A 19,813-nucleotide genomic window follows, 5' to 3' on the forward strand; every position below is an offset into this window, starting at 1 on the left:
AAGCGCCATGCCCTTTCTTGCCTGGATGATCAGCGAATCCCCCTGGCGATTCAGCGTTGCAGTCCTACCTCTCCATCGGAGTCCCACGAATCTTGGCAGCAAACTGACGCCTTATGCCCAGCTCATGCGTTGAACGGACATGAATCTCCTCACGAATCAGCCGGGTCCCTCGGTTCTCCCTTATCGCGCCGCGTTGGACGACCTGCGCATGGAGCGCGCCTTCTCGCGCATCGCCGACAGCGACCTGCGCCTGGGCAATGCCATCACCCTGCTTCGCGACTCCAAGGAGAACTACCCGGCCTGGATCGAGGCGATCCGGGCAGCAGAGAGAGTCGTTCATTTCGAGAACTTCATCATCGCCGATGACGAGACCGGGCGGCGCTTCGCCGAGGTGCTCATGGAGCGCGCGCAAGCGGGCGTGAAGGTGCGCGTGCTCTATGACTGGCTCGGCTCCTCCTTTCGCGCCCTCCCCCCCTTCTGGCGGCGCCTGCGGGAGGCGGGCGTCGAGGCGCGCGTGTTCAACCCGCCGCGCATCACCGACCCGTTCTGGATCCGGCGCAACCATCGCAAGCTGATCACCGTGGACGGCCGCATCGGATTCGTCTCAGGGCTCTGCGTTTCCGACAGCTGGACCGGCGGCAAGGAATCTGAGCCGTGGCGCGACACGGGAATTTCCCTCGAAGGCCCGGTCGTCGCCGATCTCGATGCGGCTTTCGCCGAGAGCTGGGTGCTGGCGGGCATGAAGCCCATTCCGAAATCCGAGCTGCCGGACGCGGACGGGATCGCGCCTGTCGGCACCATGGCGGCGCGGCTGATCAGCGGCGAGCCGGGCATGCTCCGTACCTACCGTGTGGACCAGTTCATCGCGGCCACCGCCCAACGCAATCTCTGGCTCACCGACGCTTATTTCGTCGCCACCACATCCTATGTGCAGGCCCTGGGCGAAGCCGCGCGCGATGGGGTGGACGTGCGCCTTCTCGTGCCGGGATCGAGCGACGTGCCCGCGCTCCAGCCCGTGGTGCGCGCGGGCTATCGCTCCCTCATCGAGGCAGGCATCCGCGTCTATGAATGGAACGGCTCCATGCTCCACGCGAAAACCGCCGTGGTGGACGGGCGCTGGGCGCGAGTGGGATCCACCAATCTCAACATCGCAAGCTGGGCCACCAATTGGGAACTCGACGTGGTGGTGGAGGATTCCGGCTTCGCCGAAGCCATGGAGGCGATGTATCTGGAGGATCTCGCCAACGCCACCGAGATCGTTCCCGGCTGGCAATCGAGACGCCGTCAGGCCAAGCGCATGCGCTCGCGGCGGGACCGCCGCTTCAAGCGCGGCGGCGTGCGCCGCATTGCCGCCGGCGCGCTGGCTTTGTCGAGCAGCATCGGCAAGGCCATGGGCTCACGCTCGCTCACGGCGACCGAGGCTGGCAGCATCGCCATCATCGGCTTCGTGCTGCTGGCACTGGCGGCTCTGATCACGGTGTTTCCCGTGCTCATCATCTCGCCCATCGTCATCGGCCTCGTCTGGTTCGGCCTCGCCCTGCTGATCCGCGCCTTCCGCCTGAAGCGGCGCGTGCGCCTGCGGCGGCGCAAGCTCCAGCTGCGCCGGCGGCTGCACAAAAAGAAGGAAACGGAGGCTACCCCCGGCGGGTAATGGACATTTTCCGCCGGGTTTCTACTTGCGTCGGTACCTTCATCATCGAAGCCCGAACCCAAGGAGACGACGATGGCCACCGGAACTTCCAGCCCTCCTTTGGGCACTCACGACCGCGTCGAGGCGATGAGCGCGCTTCTCGCGCAGAACTGGTGGGCCGTGGCTTTGCGCGGCGTCTTCGCCATCATCTTCGCGCTGATCGCGTTCTTCTGGCCCGGCGCGACGCTCCTGTCCTTCGCGATCTTCTTCTCGGCCTACATGCTGGTGGACGGCGTGTTCGGCATCGTCTCCGGCATCCGCGCCGCCTCCAACAACCAGCGCTGGGGTCTTTTGATCCTCGAGGGCATCCTCAACATCCTGGTCGGCGTCATCGCCTTCCTCATGCCGGGCCTGACCATCGTATTCTTCATCATGCTGCTCGCGGTCTGGTCGCTCGTCACCGGTGTCCTGATGATCGTCGCGGCCTTCAGGCTGAACCCGGAATACGGGCGCGGCTGGCTCGTCTTCAGCGGCATCGTATCCGTGCTGTTCGGCGTGGCGCTTCTGGTCGCGCCGCTCCTCGGCGCCGTGGTGCTCACCTGGTGGCTCGGCGCCTATGCGATGTTCTTCGGCATCGCGCTCGTCGTCCTCGCCTTCAAGCTGCGCAGCCACAAGGACGACTTCGTGAGAGGCGCTTCGCTGCGGGCTTGATATTATCCTCGTGTCATGGCCGGGCTTGTCCCGGCCATCCCGATCCGAAGAGCGCTACGCCTCAAACAATCGGGATCACCGGCACAAGGCCGGTGATGACGTGTGGTGGAACCGCCGCCACACCGAAAAAGGGCGCTCGAAGCGCCCTTTTCAACCTTACTGCTTTGCCTCGCTGAGCAGCGGAGACCAGGTCGGGTCCGATGCGAAGGACGGGGTCGGTACGGGCTGCTCCACGCGGCCGGTGATGTCGACCATGTAGAGCTTGCCGCCCGACTGGCCGCCGGGATCGCGGAAGAAGATGATGTACTGGCCGTTGGGCGCCCAGACCGGGCTCTCGTTGTGGAAGCCCTCCGTCAGGATGCGCTCGCCCGAACCATCCGGCTTCATGATGCCGATGGCAAAGCCGCCGGAATGCTGCTTGGTGAAGGCGATGTAATCGCCGCGCGGCGACCAGGCCGGCTGCGAATAGGAGCCGTCGCCGAACGAGATCCGCGTCTGGTTCGAGCCGTCGACGCCCATCACGTAAAGCTGCTGCTTGCCGCCGCGGTCGCTCTCGAACACGATCTTCGAACCATCCGGCGAGAACGACGGCGAGGTGTCGATGGCGCCAGTCGAGGTCAGGCGCGTGGTGGCCTGCGAGCCTAAGTTCATCATGAAGATGTTGGCGTTGCCGCCCTGCTGAAGGCTCATGACGATGCGCTGGCCGTCAGGCCCGAAGCGCGGAGACGACGTCATGTCGGGGAAGTTGCCGACGACCTGGCGCGATCCGGTTTCGAGATTGATGACCTGCACGCGCGGCTGCTGGCCCTCCGTCTGCGACATGAAGGCGATTTCCTGCGTCACCGGCGAATAACGCGGCGCGACGACGGTGTTCTCGCCTTGAGTCAGATAGCGCACATTCGCGCCGTCCTGATCCATGATGGCGAGGCGCTTGCGGCGGTTCTCCTTGGGGCCGGATTCATCCACGAACACGACGCGCGTGTCGAAGAAGCCGCCAAAGCCCGTGATCTTGGTGTAGACTGCGTCCGAAATGATGTGCCCGACGCGGCGCCAGAAATTGGCGTCCGTCACATATTGCTGACCCGTCAGCTGCTGGCCGGTCTCGATGTCCCACAGGCGGAACTCGGCGCGCAGGCGGCCCGAAGGATCGCGCGAGACGCGGCCGGTGACGAGAGCCTGCGCGCCCGCCATCTTCCAGGCGTCGAAACGCGGAGCCGCATCGAACGAAGGACGCTCCGGGAAGCGCGCCTTGTCGAGCGGCATGAAATAGCCCGAGCGCTGCAGATTGTTGCCGATGATGCCGGACACGCGCTGGCCGAGATCGCCCTCACCGGAGAAATCGGCGATGGCGATCGGCATCGGCTGGAACTGACCGCCGGGGCCGACGCGGAACGACAACTGCGCATGCGCAGCCGGAGCCAGCGCCGCCATCGGAACGATGACGGCAAGGGCGACAAGAAGACGAGAGACAAGGCGAGTGATCATAAGGGTCATATCTCAAGCATGATGGGCTTTAAGATCAGGAGACATCGAAGCCGACGTTCAGATGTTTCCAGTCATTGAAGTACGGAGCGTACGACGCGGGGATCTTGTAGGGAGCGCAACGCCGCACGGCACGAAGAGCCGCATCGGCAACCGCGCGATCCGTCGATGAATTGCCGGAAGCTGCGATGGTCGGCTGCGCGGCCAGGGAGCCGTCCGCGCTGAGCCTGATGTCGAGGACAGGAGGCGTGACTTCACCGCCCGATGCGCTGATCGGCACTGTGTAGCACTGGCGCATCTGATCCTGCAGGAGACCGATGAGGCCATCGCGCATGCTCGGGTTCAGCTTCGCGGAATTGCCGGTCTGCGTACCAAGCGATGCAGTCTTCTGCACCTCGGATCCGGTCGCGCCGCTGGATTGGCTCTTCTGCTTGTTGTCGAGGAACTGCTTGAGATCGCCCATGTCGAGATTCTTGGCGACCTGGGCTTCCTTGCGCGCCTTGGCTTCTGCTTCGGCCTTGGCCTTTGCTTCGGCGACCTTCTTGGCCTCGGCCTCCGCTTTGGCTTTCGCTTCTGCCTCTTCCTTGGCTTTGGCCTTTGCCTCGGCAACGCGCTTGGCCTCAGCTTCAGCGTCTGCTTTCGCTTTCGCTTCGGCGCGGGCCTTGGCTTCCGCCTCAGCCTTGGCCTGTTCGGCAGCCTTGGCTTTCTCGATGGCTTCGGCTTCCGCCTTCTCGACAGCTTTTTTCTCGGCTTCAGCCTTGGCCTCGGCCTGAGCCTTCGCCGCGGCGGCGGCCTTTGCTGCCGCCTCCGCCTTGGCCTGTTCTTCAGCCTTTGCGGCAGCCGCAGCCTGAGCCGCAGCGGCCTCTTCGGCGACCTTCATGTCTTCGGGGCGCTTGGGCGGGGCGGGCGTATCGCGCTTCTCTTCCCCGGCCTCACGCAGCTCGGCCTTGTCGGCGACGCGGTCGGCGCGAGGCTTCTGATCCGGCGTCACGGCCTTGGCGGTCTTCTCGCCCTTGGTGATTTGCGAGAACTGGTTGTCGGTGATGATCTCGACGGGAATGCCTTCCTGCGCGTCGGGGAATTCGGCAGCAGCGGAAAAGCCCACCATGGCAGCAACAAGCATCGCCGCATGCGCGACGCCCGAGATCCAGTATCCCGGTTCGGAAGGGTTGAAATAATCCTTCAACGCCACTTGTCACTTACCCCTTGTTCTTATCCGCTCAGTTCTGGTCCACCTCGGTCACCAGCGCGACGCGCTTGTAACCGGCGGTGGTGACGATGGACATGATCTGGGCGACGCGGCCGTAATCGACTCGTTTGTCGCCGCGCACGAACACGCGTTCATCGAAGCCGGACTTCGCCACTTCGGCAAGCTTGCCGACGATGGCTTCATCCGTCAGTTCGGACTCGCCTAAAAAGACCTGGCCCGTCTGCTTGATGGACAGGGTCACGGGCGTCGCATCGGAATTCAGCGGCGCTGCCTTTGTCTGCGGCAGATCGAGCGGCACGCCCGCCGTCATCATGGGCGCGGCCACCATGAAGATGATGAGCAGCACCAGCATGACGTCGATGAACGGCGTCATGTTGATTTCATTGATCGCGCCGCCGCGCTTACCGCGCCTGCGGCGACGTCCGCCTCCTGCCGCGCCTGCCATCATTGCCATGGCCTAATCCTCTCCTTCTCAGGCCGCCTTCGACGTATGCGCGATGCGCTCGTCGATCTGGCGGGAGAGGATGGCGGAGAATTCGTCGGCGAAGCCTTCGAGGCGCGATTGCATCTTGCCCACCTCGCTCTGGAGCTTGTTGTAGGCGAGCACCGCCGGGATGGCTGCGAAGAGACCGATGGCGGTGGCGAACAGGGCCTCCGCGATGCCGGGCGCGACGACCGCGAGGCTGGTGTTCTTGGAGGCCGCAATCGACGTGAACGAGTTCATGATGCCGATGACCGTGCCGAACAGGCCGATATAGGGACCGGCCGAGCCGATGGAGGCGAGGATCATGAGACGCGAATCGAGGCGTTCCACCTCGCGCTGGATGGTGACGTCGAGCACCTTGTCGATGCGCTGCGGCAGGCTCTGGAACGAGCGGCCCGAGCCCTCGAATGAGCGCTTCCATTCGCGCATGGCGGACACGAAAACGGCGGCGAGGCCGGTGGCCGGGCGGTTCTGAAGCGAACGGTAGAGCTCCTCCAGCGACTGGCCGGACCAGAACACATCCTCGAACCGGTTCATGGCGCGCTTGGTGCGTGCGTAGAGCAGCGTCTTGTCGATGATGATGGCCCAGCACCAGACGGAAGCGGCCAGCAGCCCGATCATCACGAGCTTGACGATGAAATGCGCCTGCCAGAACAGGCTAAAGAAGGACAGGTCATGCGCCACAGGGGCAGCCTGGGCCACGTCAGCCGGATTCATAAGTCACACCCTCGCTCTTCGAGCCGCCTTGAGAGGTCTCAAGGCCCACCGTATTCGGCTTTAGGAAAATTCTGTTTCGTATCCTGCTCGTTCGCCCGCGAATCTGTCGAAAATAAGGGCGCGGGTCCCGACGCCTCGGATCGTCCTAAACCGTTGTCTTTTAAGCACAGAGTAAGGTTAAGGCTTGGTTTAAAAGAGCCTTTCGCCTCTCGAATAAGAGGCCATTCCCTAGGGGCACGGTTGTCATAGGCCCCGGATCAGGGCCTTATGTCGCCCCGATTTCCTCGCAAAACACGTGCGATTGGGACGTCTAGCCTTGCCAAGCTTGCAACCCTGCCCGGCGTGTTTTGACAATCCTGAACCGGAATAACCATGACGACTGCTACAAAACCCGCCGAGATCGTGGGACGCCAGCTCGACGCCTACAATGCCCGCGACATCGATGCCTTCATGGCCTGCTGGGCCGAGGACGCGCAGTTCCTCGCCTTTCCGGACACCCTGCTCGCCCAAGGCGCACAGCAGATCCGCGAGCGCCATGTGTCCCGCTTCCAGGAGCCGAACCTCCACGGCAAGCTCATCAGCCGCATGGCTGTGGGCAACATGGTCGTGGACCAGGAGATCGTGACCCGCACCTTCCCGGAAGGCACAGGCACCGTCGAGGTGATCGCGATCTACGAGGTTGAGGACGGGTTGATCCGGAAGGCCTGGTTCAAACTGGGAGCTCCGGTGCTGAACAAGACGGCCTGACATCCTCTCACGTCATCAACGGCCTTGTGCCGGTGATCCCGATTGGTAGAGCACAGCGCTGTTCGGATCGGGATGGCCGGGACAAGCCCGGCCATGACGTGGAGGAAATGCTTATTCCTCACCGCCTGAAAGCGCCGCGCGAAGATTATCCGGAATGCGCACCGCGCGCCCGTCGCGCACGGCGGCGACTATTACGTCGGCGCGCACCAGCACGTCGTTTCCGCGACGCACCTCCTGCGCCAGCGTCATGGAGGCGCCGCGTATCTCCTTCGGCCTCGTCACGATGGTCAGCACATCGTCCATGACCGCACCGCCGAGGAAATCGATTGTCATCTTGCGGACCACGAAGGCGAGCCCGCCCATCTCCGCATGAAGATCGGACTGCGCCACCTCAACCGCCCGCAGGATCTCCGTGCGCCCACGCTCCATGAAGCGCAGATAGCTTGCGTGATACACCCGCGCGGAAAAATCCGTGTCCTCGTAATAGACGCGGATCGGCAGGATATGCGCGCCGCCCTGCATCGTACCGGCGAGATGAGGGTAAGCCCCTTCTTTACCCTCCCCTTGAGGGGGAGGGTCGGAGCGCGTCAGCGATCCGGGGTGGGGTGGCGGCGCTGCGTTCTGAAAGCTCTCGCCTCCCACCCCCTCCCGCGCCTGCGGCGCGACCTCCCCCCTCGAGGGGGAGGTGTTGGCGGCGCGCTTGTCACTCATCTCCATCCCCGTTGAACAGCCCGAACTGCGTGGTGTTCTCGCGCGTCGGCTCGGCAATGCCGAGATGCTTGAAAGCGTGGGGCGTGAGGATGCGGCCGCGCGGAGTGCGCTGCACGAAGCCCTTCTGAATGAGATAGGGCTCGATGATGTCCTCGATGGCATCGCGCGGCTCGGAGAGGGCCGCCGCGATCGTCTCGATGCCGACCGGGCCGCCGCCGAAGGAAGTGGCGATCATGGTCAGGTATTTGCGGTCCATCAGGTCGAGGCCGATGGGGTCCACGTCGAGCAGGCGCAGCGAGCGGTCGGCGAGATCGCGCGACACGATCTGCACGCCCTCGACGATGGCGAAGTCGCGCACGCGGCGCAGCAGACGGCCCGCGATGCGCGGCGTACCACGCGCGCGGCGGGCGATCTCGTTCGCGCCCTCGTCGCTCATGTTGAGGCCGAGCACGCGCGCACCACGGCGCACGATCAGCTCCAGCTCGTCGATGGTGTAGAATTCGAGGCGGATCGGAATGCCGAAGCGGTCGCGCAAAGGCGTGGTGAGCAGGCCCGCGCGGGTGGTGGCGCCGACCAGCGTGAATTTCGGCAGCTCGATCTTCACCGAGCGGGCGGCGGGGCCTTCGCCGATGATGAGGTCGAGCTGGTAATCCTCCATGGCCGGATAGAGAATTTCCTCCACCGCCGGGTTGAGGCGATGGATCTCGTCGATGAAGAGCACGTCGCGCTCTTCGAGGTTCGTCAGCTGCGCCGCCAGATCGCCGGCCTTGGCGATGACGGGACCGGAGGTGGAGCGGAAATTCACGCCGAGCTCACGCGCCACGATCTGCGCCAGCGTGGTCTTGCCGAGGCCGGGAGGACCGACGAAGAGTACGTGGTCGAGCGCGTCGCTGCGCGCCTTGGCGGCATCGATGAAGACCTGCAGGTTCGCCCGCGCGGCCTTCTGCCCCGTGAAATCGGCAAGCGACAGCGGCCGGATCGACGCTTCAGAGTCGTCCTCACGCTTTTCAGGGCTGAGCAGGCGGTTGGAATCGGTCAAAGAGGCTTACCTTCCAGAGGCTTCATATAGGCGACGAGACACTCATACGCCATTCTCAACAGGATCAAAACAGGAACGTTCACATACGGTGTCATTCCCGGCCGGAGCGTAGCGGAGGGGAAGGGAATCCACAGCGCCGCACTTGATCGTGGATCCCCTTCCCTCGCCTTCGGCTCGCCGGGGATGACACAAAGGGCAAACGGTCACCGCGCCAGTTCCCGCAATCCCAGCCTGATCAGCGTCTTCGCCTCGGCCTCGTCGCCTGCCTGCTTCATGGCGGCGGCGACGGCGGCTGATGCCTGGACCTGCGGGTAGCCGAGATTGACCAGCGCCGAGATCGCATCCGCAACGGGCGCGGGCGCGGTCCTGTCATCGATTGCACCCGTGAGGCGGATGAGGGCGGGATCGATGGAGGCGAAGGCCGGGGCCTTGTCCTTGAGCTCGGAGACGATGCGCTGCGCGAGCTTGGGGCCGACGCCGGGGGCGCGGCCAACGGAAGCCTTGTCGCCCGTGGCGATGGCGGTTGCGACGCTGCCGGGATCTAGCACGGACAGGATGCCGAGCGCCACCTTGGAGCCCACGCCCTGCACGCTCTGGAGCAGGCGGAACCACTCGCGCTCCTGGTCGGACTTGAAGCCGAACAGGCGGATCATGTCCTCGCGCACATGGGTCTCGATGGAAAGCACGGCAGCCTCGCCCGTGGGCGGCAGGTTCTGGAGCGTGCGGGAGGAGCAATGAACCACATAGCCGACGCCGTGCACGTCGAGGATCACGAAATCCTCGCCATAGGAATCCACCACGCCTTTGAGTTTGCCGATCACGTTCGTCTCTGCTCCTGGTAAGCCCTCCTCCCCCTTGTGGGGAGGAGTTGGAGGTGGGGGTGGCGGCGATAGCCTATTAAGGTCCGGCGCCGCCACCCCCACCCTTAATCCCTCCCCACAAGGGGGAGGGAAACAGCGCTTCATTCTGCACACGATCCCGGATCGGCTCACGCCGTCCGGGATGACGTTTGTATCCGTGTAACAAATTAAAGGCTCGCCGCCAAAGCGCGGGCCTTGCGGTGGTGGGCATGGGCGATGGCAATGGCGAGGGCGTCAGCCGCGTCGGCTTTCTTGAACTCGGCCTTGGGCAGCAGGATCTTCACCATGGCCTGGACCTGCGCCTTGTCGGCGTGTCCTGCGCCTACCACGGTCTTCTTCACCTGATTGGCGCCGTATTCCGCCACGGGCAGGTTGTGGAGCGCGGGCACCAGCAGGGACATGGCACGGGCCTGGCCAAGCTTGAGGGTCGCTTGCGCATCCTTGTTGACGAAGGTCTCTTCCACAGAGACCTCGTCGGGCGTCCAGGTGCGGATGACCTCCGTCAGGCGATCATGGAGCTGCTTGAGGCGCAGCGCCAGATCGAGATCGCCGTCCGACGTCACGACCCCGCAGGCCACATAGGAGAGCTTCGTCCCCTCGATGGTGATGACGCCCCAGCCCGTATTGCGCAGGCCGGGGTCAAGGCCGAGGATGCGGACGCGCTCGCTCACATTCAGCCCGCCATTTTCTGCATAAGAGCGTCGGAGAGCTCGAAGTTGCCGTAGACGTTCTGCACGTCGTCGTGCTCTTCCAGCGACTCCATGAGCTTCATGAGCTTCTCGCCGGTCTCGTCGTCGACGGCGACGGGGGTTTGCGGCTTCCAGACCAGCTTCGAGGCTTTCGGCTCGCCGAACTTGTCTTCCAGCGCCTTGGTCACCTCGTTGAGCGTGGTCTGCTCGCAATAGACCTCGTGGCCGTTCTCGGAGGACACCACATCCTCGGCGCCGGCCTCGATGGCGGCCTCTAACATGGTGTCGGCGTCGGTGAGGTCCGCGCCGAACTCGATATAACCCACCCGGTCGAACATGAAGGACACCGCGCCGGTCTCGGCGAGGTTGCCGCCGCTCTTGGTGAAGTAGGAGCGGATGTCGGAGGCCGTGCGGTTGCGGTTGTCTGTCATCGCCTCGACGATGATGGCGGCGCCGCCGGGGCCGTAGCCCTCGTAGCGGATTTCGTCGTAGTTCTCGCCCTCGCCGCCCGACGCCTTGTTGATGGCGCGCTGGATGTTGTCCTTGGGCATGTTCTCGGCGCGGGCAGCCAGGATGGCGGCGCGCAGGCGCGGGTTCATGTTGGGATCGGGCATGCCCATCTTGGCCGCCACGGTGATTTCGCGAGCGAGCTTGGAGAATACCTTGGACCGCACCGCGTCCACCTTGCCCTTGCGGTGCATGATATTCTTGAACTGTGAATGTCCGGCCATCGGGGCCTCCGAATGTGCGGCCGAGAGCGGCTTGAATGCCAAGCGCCCGTCAGGCCGAGGAAGTTGACGATGGCAGGCTTATAAGGCGGCGAAGGGCTTCAGGCCAAGCCCCTTGCTACACTCTTCCTTAAAACCCGAACCAGCCCGGCATGTTGTGAATGGCGGCCAGAATGAGGTGATAGGAGGCCCCCAACACCGTCACCGTGTAGGCCATGCCGGCAAGGCCAATGAGGGAACCCAAGATCAGGAGATAACCATCCTCCTCGATCACCGCGATGGAGATGATGACCAAGGCTGCCGAGGGTGGAATGTTGGTACCTGGGAAGGGAATGAGCACGCATAGGGCCACTAGAATCGCGAAGAGACCTACCGCCCGGTCGCCCACCACTCCGAAAAGCTGGGTGAGCCTCGGTTTGCAGAAGCGCTCAAGCCATTGCAGCTTGGGCTCGGCAACATCGATGAACTTGCGGAATTTTTCGAGCGACAGCTCCCGGCGCATGAAGAATTGCGGCAGCCAGGGGCGCTTGTGGCCGAGCAGCATCTGGATGCCGAAGATCAGAACCGGGGTACCGAAGACCCCGGCGACGCCAGGGGGCACAGCCGGAACGCTGTTGGGCAGGCTGAAAAGGATCAGCACGAAGCCAAAGGCGCGGTCGCCGAGGGCCTCGATGATCTCTCGAACGGAGATGGTGTTCCCCTTGGCCTCATCGACGACGGCACGCAGGACGGCGGAAACACTCTGGTGCTCATGCGCCTGATGAAATTCGCTGTCCTCGCGATAGCTGCGCTTTCTAGCGCGCACAGGCTCTGTCTTGGCGTCCACCTTCGTCCTCCGTGGCGCAAAGATGGGGACGAGGCTGCTCAAGGTAAAGGGAGGGGCCAGCGGCGGCGCCCTCCCCTTGCGGGGAGCGGCAGGGGTGGGGGTGGTGCGACCGGGTGAGAGATCGAACCAGATTACCCTCACGCCATCACCGGCCTTGTGCCGGTGATCCCCGCCTTCGTTGCCACCCCACCGACCTCATCCTGAGGAGCAGCCGCTAGGCTGCGTCTCGAAGGATCGTCCAGCAATCTCTGGAGACGCCCTCGTCCTTCGAGACGATCGCTCCGCGATCCCTCAGGATGAGGGCTGGGGGGATGGCAGGAAGACGTGGATGGCCGGGACAGGCCCGGCCATGACGGAGAAGGACAGTGCCTAATCCCAGAACCGAGGCCAGGTCTCTTCTAGGTTCGGCCCGAGGCGTACCGCCGCGACCCGCACCGCGAGGCCTGTCCGGTCGTCGGTTTCGACCGCGATGCCCGAGAGCGTGCCCTCGCCGAGTCCGGGCTCCATGCGGGGGCCGGGAGTCTTCTGGAGGAAACGGCGGATCGATTCCTCCTTCTGCATGCCGAGCACCGTATCGTAATCGCCGCACATGCCCGCATCCGACATATAGGCGGTGCCGCCGGGGAGCACCCGGTGGTCGGCGGTGGGCACATGCGTGTGGGTGCCGACCACGAGGCTGGCACGACCGTCGAGATAATGGCCCATGGCCTCCTTCTCGCTCGTCGCCTCCGCATGGACATCCACGATGATGGCATCGGCCACCTGCCCCAGAGGGCAATCCTCCAGGGCCTGATCGACGGCGGCGAAGGGGTCGTCGAGGGGGTCCATGTAGAGACGCCCCATGACGTTCACGACGAGCACCCGGTGACCGGAGCGGGTATCGATGAGGTTGGCGCCGCGACCCGGCGTGCCGGGTGGGTAATTGACCGGGCGCAGCAGTCGGGGCTGGCGCTCGATGAAGACCAGCGTCTCCCGCTGGTCCCAGGAATGGTTGCCAAGCGTAATGGCGTCGGCGCCCGCGTTCAGGACCTCGTCGCAGATCGCCTCGTTGATACCGAAGCCGCCGGCCGCGTTCTCGCCGTTGATCACCACGCAATCGAGGCTCCAGCGCTCGCGAAGCCCCGGCAGCCGTTCGATGACGGCGTTGCGGCCGGGCCGCCCGACAATATCGCCGAGGAAGAGGAGACGCATGGATTTGCCTTTACGCAGACTTGGTCCGAATGAGTTCGGTTTCCGTGATCACAACATCGAGCAGGCGGTCATGATCCTCGATCGGAACCTGCTCGATCTCCTGAACCGCATATGCGAGGCCGATGGTCAAGACCGGATGCTGCGCTTCGAGGGCTGCGATGGCACGGTCGAAATGCCCTTTGCCGTAGCCGATGCGCCCTCCCCTGCGGTCAAAGGCGACGAGGGGCACGATGAGGCATTTCGGGAAAACCTCCGGTGCGTCGGGGCCGGGCTCGCGTACGCCGAAGCCGCCCTTGATGAGCACGTCGCCCGGCTGCCAGAGGCGCCAACTTAAGTGGGGATGGAGGATCTGGGACAAGGCCACGTCCTGCCCGCGTGCCAGCATTGCCTCCATGAGGGGGCGCGGATCGACCTCGCTGCGGATCGGCCAATAGCCGCCGACGGGGGTGATCTCGGACAGGTCGGGCAGGTCGAGCGCCTGGGCGGTGATCGCCCGGGCCGCCTCCTCGCGGAACGCCTTGTCGAGCCCGTCGCGGCGGGCGAGCGCCTCGTTGCGAAGCTGATCTTTCAAGGCGGGAGGGGGCAGAGAATGCATGGAGTGCGGAGCCACAAAAACCGTCGGAGAAGCGATCCCGGGAACCTACAAAGTAGGTGGGCGCCATATGTTCCGGTCCAGGGACCGGGCAGGGACAGCTCCCGTTGGGATCGATAAGGCCCCGGGGAATATGAACTCCTAACGCGCCCCGCAGCCCCGCATTCCCTATGTAGGGATTGGGAGCTCCGAGGGGAAGAGGAAAAGTTTAGGCCGGCGATCATCTTTATCGTGCGGGCGGCGAGCGCACGGCTACCCCCAAAGAGTTACGTATCAGCCTCAGTTTTCCTACGGATGCCAAAATCCCATGGCTTATGTGAGGGTTCCTCGGAGGAAAACGCCAGCCGCTATGAGGGAGGGATTATGGCACTGAATAAATTTGAGCCTTTCAACGCCCGCGAGGTGCACAGTGCAGCCCATACACCGAGCATCGCTTCCATGATGCGCGAGGTGCTGCATCTCCTGGGCAACATCGATTTCGAGCATGAAGTGCAATTGGCAAAGCTTGAAAACAGCACCACCGACCAGGAACTGAAAAACCATATCGTCAAGAAGATCAGGGCCGCCCACAGGGAGCGGCGAGAGCCCTATCTCGAACTCCTCGTCACCCTCCGCCAGCGCCAGCAGCGGCTGTCAAAGGGTCATTGATTCAGAAGGCGTCGATAATCTCCGCACGTCATCACCGGCCTTGTGCCGGTGATCCCGATTGTTTCAAGCGTTTCGCTCTTCGGATCAGGATGGCCGGGACAAGCCCGGCCATGACGGAGAATCGTATGGTCATGTCGGCCGTTTATCTCCAAGCCGTCATGAAGGGTTGCCGACGCGGCCTATTCCTCCAGCGCCGCCGTCGGGGCGTTGAGGTTGCGGGCCAGCCGCTCGATCCGCTCCGCGGCCTTGTGCAGACCCTCGGCCAGCTGTGCCTCGATGGCATGGCCGCGTTCGTCGCCGGTGGAGGATTTCAGGTTCGCGAGTTCCGCCTCCAGTGCAGCCACACGCCGCTTCGACTCGTGCAGCTCATCGGCTTGAGTGATGGCTGCCATGACGTGGAGGCGTAGGTCGCCGATCTCGCCGAAGGCCCCGCGCATCTCCTCGATCTTCGCGTCATAAGAGGCGGCGAGGCCCTCCAGGTGCCGCTCCTCGCCCTCGGCGCAGGCGATGCGATAGGTTTGGCCGGCGATGGTGACCGAGACGTGGGACATCCGTCAGGCGTCCTCATGTTCGAGTCGGCCCGCCTGGGCCAGGACATTCTGGACGGCGATGATGGCGAGCTGCACGCGCCGGCTCACATCGTCGGTGGCTACCTCGAAACGCTGGAGACGGGTGAGCGCGCCGTCGAGTTCCTCGGCAAGGCGGGAGCGGTCGTCCTGCATGAGCTGGAGCTCGGTTTCCAGGCCGCCTTTGCGCCGGTCGGCTTCGAGACGACGGGAGACCGAGGCTTCGAGCAGGCCCAGAGCCCCATCGAGCCGTTTGAACGCGTCGTCGAGAATGGACGTCATCACCCCTCCAGGAATCGGCTTGAGACTAGCGCATCGTGCGGAAAAGTGGACCCGGTTTTGCGCCTGATTTGAAAAAGGCTGCGCCTGGAGCATAAGGGGATTACGCCCGTTCAGTCTTTGACTCGTCCCCCCCGCGTGTTAAGGAGCCCACGCCTTTTCCAGACAGACGGCCCGCCAGGGCCCCAAGACTTGTGGATCACGCTGTGCTCAAGACCGTCTCCGCCGATCGTGTCACCCATTCCGATCTGGCGAACGCCGTGCGCGTCCTCGCCATGGACGCTGTGGAAACAGCCAAATCGGGACATCCGGGCCTGCCCATGGGCGCCGCCGACATCGCCACGGTGCTCTTCACCAAGTTTCTGAAATACGACGCCGCCGACCCGAAATGGCCGGACCGCGACCGCTTCATCCTCTCGGCCGGCCACGGCTCGATGCTGCTCTACGCGCTCCTCCACCTCACGGGTGTCGAGGGCATGACCATCGACGAGCTGAAGAACTTCCGTAAGCTCGACTCGAAGACCCCGGGCCATCCTGAAAACTTCATGACCCCCGGCGTCGAGACCACCACCGGTCCGCTGGGCCAGGGCATCGCCACCGCCGTGGGCTTCGCGCTCGCCGAGCGCATGCTGAACGCCGAATACGGCAGCGATCTCGTCGATCACTTCACTTACGTGCTCGCCTCCGACGGCGACCTGATGGAAGGCATCAGCCAGGAGGCCATCGCGCTTGCGGGCCACCTGAAGCTCAACCGCATGATCGTCCTGTGGGACGACAACGAGATCTCCATCGACGGCCCACTCTCGATCTCCGACTCGGTCGATCAGGTGAAGCGCTTCCAGGCCTGCGGCTGGAATGCGGTTCGCGTGGACGGCCATGACGAGAAGGCGATCCAGCGCGCCATTTCCCGCGCCCAGAAGGCGGACAAGCCGACCCTGATCGCGTGCAAGACCACCATCGGCTACGGCGCTCCGAAGAAGGCCGGCACCTCCAAGGCTCACGGCGAGCCGCTGGGTGCCGAGGAACTGGCCGGCGCCAAGGCCTCCTACGGCTGGAGCCACGAGCCCTTCGTGATCCCGGACAACATCCGCGATGCCTGGGCGAAGGCCGGCAAGAAGGGCCGCCGCCTGCGCAAGGCCTGGGAAGACCGCCTGAAGGCTCTGCCTGCCGACAAGCGCGGCGAGTTCGAGCGCCGGGTGAAGGGCGTCCGCCCGCAAGGGTTGGCCGACGCCGTCGCCAAGCTGAAGGACAAGCTCTTCGCCGAGCCGCAGAACGTCGCCACCCGCAAGGCCAGCGAAATCGCGCTCGAAGTCCTCACCGAGGCCGTGCCGGAGCTGGTGCTGGGCTCGGCGGACCTGACGCCGTCCAACAACACCAAGACCAAGAACCTCACCGCCATCTCGCCGGGCAATTACGCGGGCCGTTACATCCATTACGGCATCCGCGAGCACGGCATGGCGGCTGCCATGAACGGCATCGCGCTCCATGGCGGCTATGTGCCGGCCGGCGCGACCTTCCTGGTCTTCACCGATTATGCGCGCCCCGCCATGCGCATCGCCTCGCTCGCCGGCATTCCGGCGGTCTATGTCATGACCCACGATTCCATCGGCCTGGGTGAGGACGGCCCGACCCACCAGCCGGTGGAGCACCTCGCCGCCCTTCGCTCCATGCCCCAGATGCGCGTGTTCCGCCCTGCGGACGCCATCGAGACGGCGGAAGCCTGGCAGATGGCGCTCGAGCGCACCGACGGCCCGACGACGCTCGCCCTGACCCGCCAGAACCTGCCGCAGGTCCGCAAAGAGGGCGGCGCGAAGAATCTGTCGGCCACCGGCGCCTACGAGCTGTCACCGGCAAAGGGCAAGGCCCGCGCCACGATCTTCGCGTCCGGTTCCGAGGTCGAGATCGCGCTCGCCGCCCAGAAGCTGCTCGCCGAGCAGAACTTCGACGCCCGCGTGGTCTCAGTCCCGTCCCTCGACCTGTTCTTAGGCCAGCCCGAGAAGGTGCGTCACGAGATCATCGGCGATGCGCCGATCAAGGTCGCGGTGGAAGCCGCCGTTCGCTTCGGCTGGGATTCGGTCATCGGCCCGGATGGAATTTTCGTCGGCATGCATGGGTTTGGCGCAAGCGCGCCCTACAAGGACCTCTACAAGCATTTCGGCATCACGCCCGAGGCAGTGGCGGAAAAAGTTCTGCGGACGCATAATCTGTAAGACAGTTACGTACACAAGCCTCATCACAAGGGAGCTAAGACTATGACGGTGAAGGTCGCGATCAACGGATTCGGTCGCATCGGACGCAATATCCTCCGTGGCATCGTGGAAAGCGGCCGCACGGATATCGAGGTGGTTGCCATCAACGATCTCGGTCCGGTCGAGACGAACGCTCACCTGCTCCGCTTCGACTCCGTGCATGGCCGCTTCCCGGCTGACGTACAGGTCGAGGGGGAGTTCCTTGTCATCAACGGCAAGAAGATCCGCGTCACGGCGATCAAGGACCCGGCGACCCTGCCGCACCGCGAGCTCGGCGTCGATATCGCGCTCGAATGCACCGGCATCTTCACATCAAAAGAGAAGGCCTCCGCGCATCTGACCGCCGGCGCCAAGCGCGTCATCGTCTCGGCTCCCGCCGACGGCGCCGACCTCACGGTCGTCTACGGCGTGAACCATAACAAGCTCACCAAGGACCACCTGGTCATCTCGAACGCATCCTGCACCACGAACTGCCTCGCCCCCGTGGCGAAGGTGCTTCAGGACGCAGTGGGCATCGAGAAGGGCTTCATGACCACGATCCACTCGTACACCAACGACCAGCCGACGCTCGATCAGATGCACAAGGATCTGTACCGCGCCCGCGCTGCGGCCCTGAACATGATCCCGACCTCGACCGGCGCCGCCAAGGCCGTCGGCCTCGTGCTGCCGGAGCTGAACGGCAAGCTCGACGGCTCGTCGATCCGCGTTCCGACCCCGAACGTCTCCGTTGTCGACTTCAAGTTCGTGGCGAAGAAGAACACCTCGGTGCAGGAGATCAACGACGCCATCAAGGCTGCGGCCAACGGCCCGCTCAAGGGCGTGCTCGGCTACACCGACCAGCCCAACGTCTCCACGGACTTCAACCACGATCCTCATTCCTCCGTCTTCCACCTGGATCAGACCAAGGTGATGGAAGGCAACTTCGTGCGCGTGCTGTCCTGGTACGACAACGAGTGGGGCTTCTCGAACCGCATGGCGGATACCGCCGTCGCCATGGCGAAGCTCATCTAAGGGGAACCGGTATGGGAGGAGCTAGTATCTGGCACTGGCTGATTTTGCTGGTGTTTCTTGTGAACGTCATTGCGTTCTGGCGGCTTCTCCCACAGGCCGGGATCTCGAAGTATCTTTCTATCCTGGCCTTCTTCCCTCCTATCGCGGTTATCTTTCTTTGGGTGATCGCCTTCCGAACAGAACCTCTGAAGCAAGGCTGATAGTAATGACCGCCTTCCGCACGCTCGACCAAGCCGACGTCAAGGGTAAACGCGTTCTCGTCCGGGTGGACCTCAATGTCCCCATGGATAACGGCAGGGTGACGGACGCGACGCGCATCGAGCGCGTCCTTCCCACCATCCGCGAGATCGCGGACAAGGGCGGAAAGGTCATCCTTCTCGCCCATTTCGGACGCCCGAAAGGACGCGATCCGAAAGAATCCCTGAAGCCGGTCGCGGAAGCGGTCTCGAAGCATCTCGGAAAACCCGTGGCCTTCGCCGATGACTGCATCGGCGAAGCCGCCGAAAAGGCCGTCGCCGCCATGAACGGCGGCGACGTGCTCCTCCTCGAAAACACCCGCTTCCATGCGGGTGAGGAAAAGAACGATCCGGCCTTCGTGAAGGAACTCGCGAAGCTCGGCGATCTCTATGTGAACGACGCCTTCTCCGCCGCGCACCGCGCGCATGCTTCGACCGAAGGTCTTGCCCGCGTGCTTCCCGGTTATGCCGGCCGCACCATGCAGGCGGAACTCGATGCGCTCACCAAGGGCCTGGAAGCGCCGAAGCGTCCCGTCGTCGCCATCGTCGGTGGCGCGAAGGTTTCATCAAAAATCGATCTGCTCGAAAACCTCGTGACCAAGGTCGATGCTCTCGTCATCGGCGGCGGCATGGCGAACACTTTCGTTCATGCCACTGGCCTGGGTGTCGGTAAGTCGCTCGCCGAGAAGGATCTCGCGGCGACCGCCATGCGCATCATCGAGAAGGCGCGTGAATCCAACTGCGCCATCATCCTGCCGGTGGACGGCGTCTGCGCCTACGAGTTCAAGGCCGGCGCGCATAACCGCACCTACGGCATCGACGCGATCCCCGAGGACCAGATGATCCTCGATGTGGGTTCGCAATCGGTCGAGCGCATCAACGCGGCGATCAACGACGCGGCGACGGTGGTCTGGAACGGCCCGCTTGGCGCTTTCGAAATCGCCCCGTTCGATCAGGGAACGGTCGCAGCCGCGCGCCATGCGGCGCAGCGCACCAAGGAAGGCAAGCTCGTCTCCGTCGCCGGAGGCGGCGATACGGTTGCGGCCCTCAACCACGCTGGCGTTGCGGAAAGCTTCTCCTATGTATCGACGGCAGGCGGCGCTTTCCTCGAATGGCTCGAGGGCAAGGCGCTTCCCGGCGTGGAAGCTCTGAGGGCTTGAAAGCATTATCCGGCGAAAGCGGCACCCGCTTCGCCGGAGACTTCGCG

General features: G+C 64.0%; 21 protein-coding genes and 1 other RNA gene. 7 read left to right on the forward strand and 15 right to left on the reverse strand.

Translation table 11 applies throughout. The features are described 5' to 3' along the window. The first annotated feature begins 139 nt into the window (after positions 1 to 139). Positions 140 to 1,651, forward strand: coding sequence for a phospholipase D-like domain-containing protein (locus AB4Y85_RS11290; protein WP_441984993.1), 1,512 nt, complete (start codon positions 140 to 142; stop codon positions 1,649 to 1,651). A 72-nt stretch (positions 1,652 to 1,723) separates the two neighbouring features. Then, positions 1,724 to 2,341 (forward strand): HdeD family acid-resistance protein, encoded by a 618-nt coding sequence (locus tag AB4Y85_RS11295; protein ID WP_441984994.1) that lies wholly within the window; start codon positions 1,724 to 1,726, stop codon positions 2,339 to 2,341. A 156-nt stretch (positions 2,342 to 2,497) separates the two neighbouring features. Here AB4Y85_RS11295 and tolB read toward each other — a convergent pair whose 3' ends face one another. The 4 genes from tolB to tolQ are packed head-to-tail and all read right to left on the reverse strand — an operon-like array spanning position 2,498 to position 6,234. Further along, the gene (tolB, locus tag AB4Y85_RS11300; protein ID WP_441984995.1) at positions 2,498 to 3,826 is read right to left on the reverse strand and encodes a Tol-Pal system beta propeller repeat protein TolB; all 1,329 of its coding nucleotides are present in this window, start codon (positions 3,824 to 3,826) and stop codon (positions 2,498 to 2,500) included. Between the two features lie 34 nt (positions 3,827 to 3,860). After that, on the reverse strand, positions 3,861 to 5,009 hold the full coding sequence (tolA, locus tag AB4Y85_RS11305; RefSeq protein WP_441985141.1) for a cell envelope integrity protein TolA: 1,149 nt from the start codon (positions 5,007 to 5,009) through the stop codon (positions 3,861 to 3,863). Between the two features lie 34 nt (positions 5,010 to 5,043). Beyond that, positions 5,044 to 5,487, reverse strand: coding sequence for an ExbD/TolR family protein (locus tag AB4Y85_RS11310; protein WP_441984996.1), 444 nt, complete (start codon positions 5,485 to 5,487; stop codon positions 5,044 to 5,046). An 18-nt stretch (positions 5,488 to 5,505) separates the two neighbouring features. Then, the gene (gene tolQ / locus AB4Y85_RS11315; RefSeq protein ID WP_441984997.1) at positions 5,506 to 6,234 is read right to left on the reverse strand and encodes a protein TolQ; all 729 of its coding nucleotides are present in this window, start codon (positions 6,232 to 6,234) and stop codon (positions 5,506 to 5,508) included. Positions 6,235 to 6,606: 372 nt separating this feature from the next. Between tolQ and AB4Y85_RS11320 the strand changes: the two genes are divergently transcribed. Next, positions 6,607 to 6,981: a nuclear transport factor 2 family protein gene (locus tag AB4Y85_RS11320; protein WP_441984998.1), complete on the forward strand. Its 375-nt coding sequence runs from the start codon at positions 6,607 to 6,609 to the stop codon at positions 6,979 to 6,981. A 111-nt stretch (positions 6,982 to 7,092) separates the two neighbouring features. On the opposite strand, the gene ybgC is transcribed toward AB4Y85_RS11320, so the two are convergent. From ybgC to ssrS, 9 genes are all read right to left on the reverse strand, one after another. Continuing rightward, the gene (gene ybgC / locus AB4Y85_RS11325) at positions 7,093 to 7,503 is read right to left on the reverse strand and encodes a tol-pal system-associated acyl-CoA thioesterase (protein ID WP_441985142.1); all 411 of its coding nucleotides are present in this window, start codon (positions 7,501 to 7,503) and stop codon (positions 7,093 to 7,095) included. A 181-nt stretch (positions 7,504 to 7,684) separates the two neighbouring features. Continuing rightward, positions 7,685 to 8,731 carry a Holliday junction branch migration DNA helicase RuvB gene (gene ruvB / locus AB4Y85_RS11330; protein ID WP_441984999.1) on the reverse strand — a complete coding sequence of 349 codons (1,047 nt, stop codon included), beginning with the start codon at positions 8,729 to 8,731 and terminating at the stop codon, positions 7,685 to 7,687. Positions 8,732 to 8,934: 203 nt separating this feature from the next. Then, positions 8,935 to 9,552: a Holliday junction branch migration protein RuvA gene (gene ruvA / locus AB4Y85_RS11335; protein ID WP_441985000.1), complete on the reverse strand. Its 618-nt coding sequence runs from the start codon at positions 9,550 to 9,552 to the stop codon at positions 8,935 to 8,937. A gap of 206 nt (positions 9,553 to 9,758) precedes the next feature. Then, entirely contained in the window at positions 9,759 to 10,262 is a 504-nt protein-coding gene (ruvC, locus tag AB4Y85_RS11340; RefSeq protein WP_441985001.1) for a crossover junction endodeoxyribonuclease RuvC, read from the reverse strand. A 2-nt stretch (positions 10,263 to 10,264) separates the two neighbouring features. Next, positions 10,265 to 11,011 carry a YebC/PmpR family DNA-binding transcriptional regulator gene (locus tag AB4Y85_RS11345; RefSeq protein ID WP_441985002.1) on the reverse strand — a complete coding sequence of 249 codons (747 nt, stop codon included), beginning with the start codon at positions 11,009 to 11,011 and terminating at the stop codon, positions 10,265 to 10,267. Positions 11,012 to 11,138: 127 nt separating this feature from the next. Continuing rightward, on the reverse strand, positions 11,139 to 11,834 hold the full coding sequence (locus AB4Y85_RS11350; RefSeq protein WP_441985003.1) for an exopolysaccharide biosynthesis protein: 696 nt from the start codon (positions 11,832 to 11,834) through the stop codon (positions 11,139 to 11,141). A 369-nt stretch (positions 11,835 to 12,203) separates the two neighbouring features. After that, positions 12,204 to 13,025 carry a TIGR00282 family metallophosphoesterase gene (locus AB4Y85_RS11355; RefSeq protein ID WP_441985004.1) on the reverse strand — a complete coding sequence of 274 codons (822 nt, stop codon included), beginning with the start codon at positions 13,023 to 13,025 and terminating at the stop codon, positions 12,204 to 12,206. Positions 13,026 to 13,035: 10 nt separating this feature from the next. Further along, positions 13,036 to 13,620 (reverse strand): 5-formyltetrahydrofolate cyclo-ligase, encoded by a 585-nt coding sequence (locus tag AB4Y85_RS11360; RefSeq protein WP_441985005.1) that lies wholly within the window; start codon positions 13,618 to 13,620, stop codon positions 13,036 to 13,038. A 4-nt stretch (positions 13,621 to 13,624) separates the two neighbouring features. After that, a non-coding RNA gene (ssrS, locus tag AB4Y85_RS11365) (6S RNA) lies at positions 13,625 to 13,780 on the reverse strand. A 200-nt stretch (positions 13,781 to 13,980) separates the two neighbouring features. Between ssrS and AB4Y85_RS11370 the strand changes: the two genes are divergently transcribed. Then, positions 13,981 to 14,265, forward strand: coding sequence for a hypothetical protein (locus AB4Y85_RS11370; protein ID WP_441985006.1), 285 nt, complete (start codon positions 13,981 to 13,983; stop codon positions 14,263 to 14,265). Between the two features lie 179 nt (positions 14,266 to 14,444). On the opposite strand, the gene AB4Y85_RS11375 is transcribed toward AB4Y85_RS11370, so the two are convergent. Next, on the reverse strand, positions 14,445 to 14,816 hold the full coding sequence (locus AB4Y85_RS11375) for a cell division protein ZapA (protein WP_441985007.1): 372 nt from the start codon (positions 14,814 to 14,816) through the stop codon (positions 14,445 to 14,447). Between the two features lie 3 nt (positions 14,817 to 14,819). Then, positions 14,820 to 15,113 carry a DUF4164 domain-containing protein gene (locus AB4Y85_RS11380; RefSeq protein ID WP_441985008.1) on the reverse strand — a complete coding sequence of 98 codons (294 nt, stop codon included), beginning with the start codon at positions 15,111 to 15,113 and terminating at the stop codon, positions 14,820 to 14,822. A gap of 272 nt (positions 15,114 to 15,385) precedes the next feature. Here AB4Y85_RS11380 and tkt point away from each other — a divergent pair, with 272 nt between their 5' ends. The 3 genes from tkt (at position 15,386) to AB4Y85_RS11395 (ending at position 19,766) form a co-directional block, all read left to right on the forward strand. Further along, positions 15,386 to 17,320, forward strand: a complete 1,935-nt coding sequence (tkt, locus tag AB4Y85_RS11385; RefSeq protein ID WP_441985143.1) for a transketolase — start codon at positions 15,386 to 15,388, stop codon at positions 17,318 to 17,320. A gap of 42 nt (positions 17,321 to 17,362) precedes the next feature. After that, entirely contained in the window at positions 17,363 to 18,370 is a 1,008-nt protein-coding gene (gap, locus tag AB4Y85_RS11390; RefSeq protein WP_441985009.1) for a type I glyceraldehyde-3-phosphate dehydrogenase, read from the forward strand. A 205-nt stretch (positions 18,371 to 18,575) separates the two neighbouring features. Next, complete coding sequence (locus AB4Y85_RS11395; protein WP_441985010.1) at positions 18,576 to 19,766, forward strand: phosphoglycerate kinase; 1,191 nt, start codon at positions 18,576 to 18,578, stop codon at positions 19,764 to 19,766. The last annotated feature ends 47 nt before the right edge of the window (positions 19,767 to 19,813 follow it).

This window comes from Microvirga sp. 2YAF29 (genome assembly GCF_052114605.1).
Taxonomy (GTDB): domain Bacteria; phylum Pseudomonadota; class Alphaproteobacteria; order Rhizobiales; family Beijerinckiaceae; genus Microvirga.

Bases quoted from the DNA above. Each gene is read 5' to 3' on its own strand.
- AB4Y85_RS11290 (WP_441984993.1), top strand. From the start codon at position 140: ATGAATCTCCTCACGAATCAGCCGGGTCCCTCGGTTCTCCCTTATCGC.
- AB4Y85_RS11295 (WP_441984994.1), top strand. From the start codon at position 1,724: ATGGCCACCGGAACTTCCAGCCCTCCTTTGGGCACTCACGACCGCGTC.
- tolB (WP_441984995.1), bottom strand. From the start codon at position 3,826: ATGATCACTCGCCTTGTCTCTCGTCTTCTTGTCGCCCTTGCCGTCATC.
- AB4Y85_RS11310 (WP_441984996.1), bottom strand. From the start codon at position 5,487: ATGGCAATGATGGCAGGCGCGGCAGGAGGCGGACGTCGCCGCAGGCGC.
- tolQ (WP_441984997.1), bottom strand. From the start codon at position 6,234: ATGAATCCGGCTGACGTGGCCCAGGCTGCCCCTGTGGCGCATGACCTG.
- AB4Y85_RS11320 (WP_441984998.1), top strand. From the start codon at position 6,607: ATGACGACTGCTACAAAACCCGCCGAGATCGTGGGACGCCAGCTCGAC.
- ybgC (WP_441985142.1), bottom strand. From the start codon at position 7,503: ATGCAGGGCGGCGCGCATATCCTGCCGATCCGCGTCTATTACGAGGAC.
- AB4Y85_RS11345 (WP_441985002.1), bottom strand. From the start codon at position 11,011: ATGGCCGGACATTCACAGTTCAAGAATATCATGCACCGCAAGGGCAAG.
- AB4Y85_RS11355 (WP_441985004.1), bottom strand. From the start codon at position 13,025: ATGCGTCTCCTCTTCCTCGGCGATATTGTCGGGCGGCCCGGCCGCAAC.
- AB4Y85_RS11360 (WP_441985005.1), bottom strand. From the start codon at position 13,620: ATGCATTCTCTGCCCCCTCCCGCCTTGAAAGATCAGCTTCGCAACGAG.
- AB4Y85_RS11370 (WP_441985006.1), top strand. From the start codon at position 13,981: ATGGCACTGAATAAATTTGAGCCTTTCAACGCCCGCGAGGTGCACAGT.
- AB4Y85_RS11375 (WP_441985007.1), bottom strand. From the start codon at position 14,816: ATGTCCCACGTCTCGGTCACCATCGCCGGCCAAACCTATCGCATCGCC.
- AB4Y85_RS11380 (WP_441985008.1), bottom strand. From the start codon at position 15,113: ATGACGTCCATTCTCGACGACGCGTTCAAACGGCTCGATGGGGCTCTG.
- tkt (WP_441985143.1), top strand. From the start codon at position 15,386: ATGGACGCTGTGGAAACAGCCAAATCGGGACATCCGGGCCTGCCCATG.
- gap (WP_441985009.1), top strand. From the start codon at position 17,363: ATGACGGTGAAGGTCGCGATCAACGGATTCGGTCGCATCGGACGCAAT.
- AB4Y85_RS11395 (WP_441985010.1), top strand. From the start codon at position 18,576: ATGACCGCCTTCCGCACGCTCGACCAAGCCGACGTCAAGGGTAAACGC.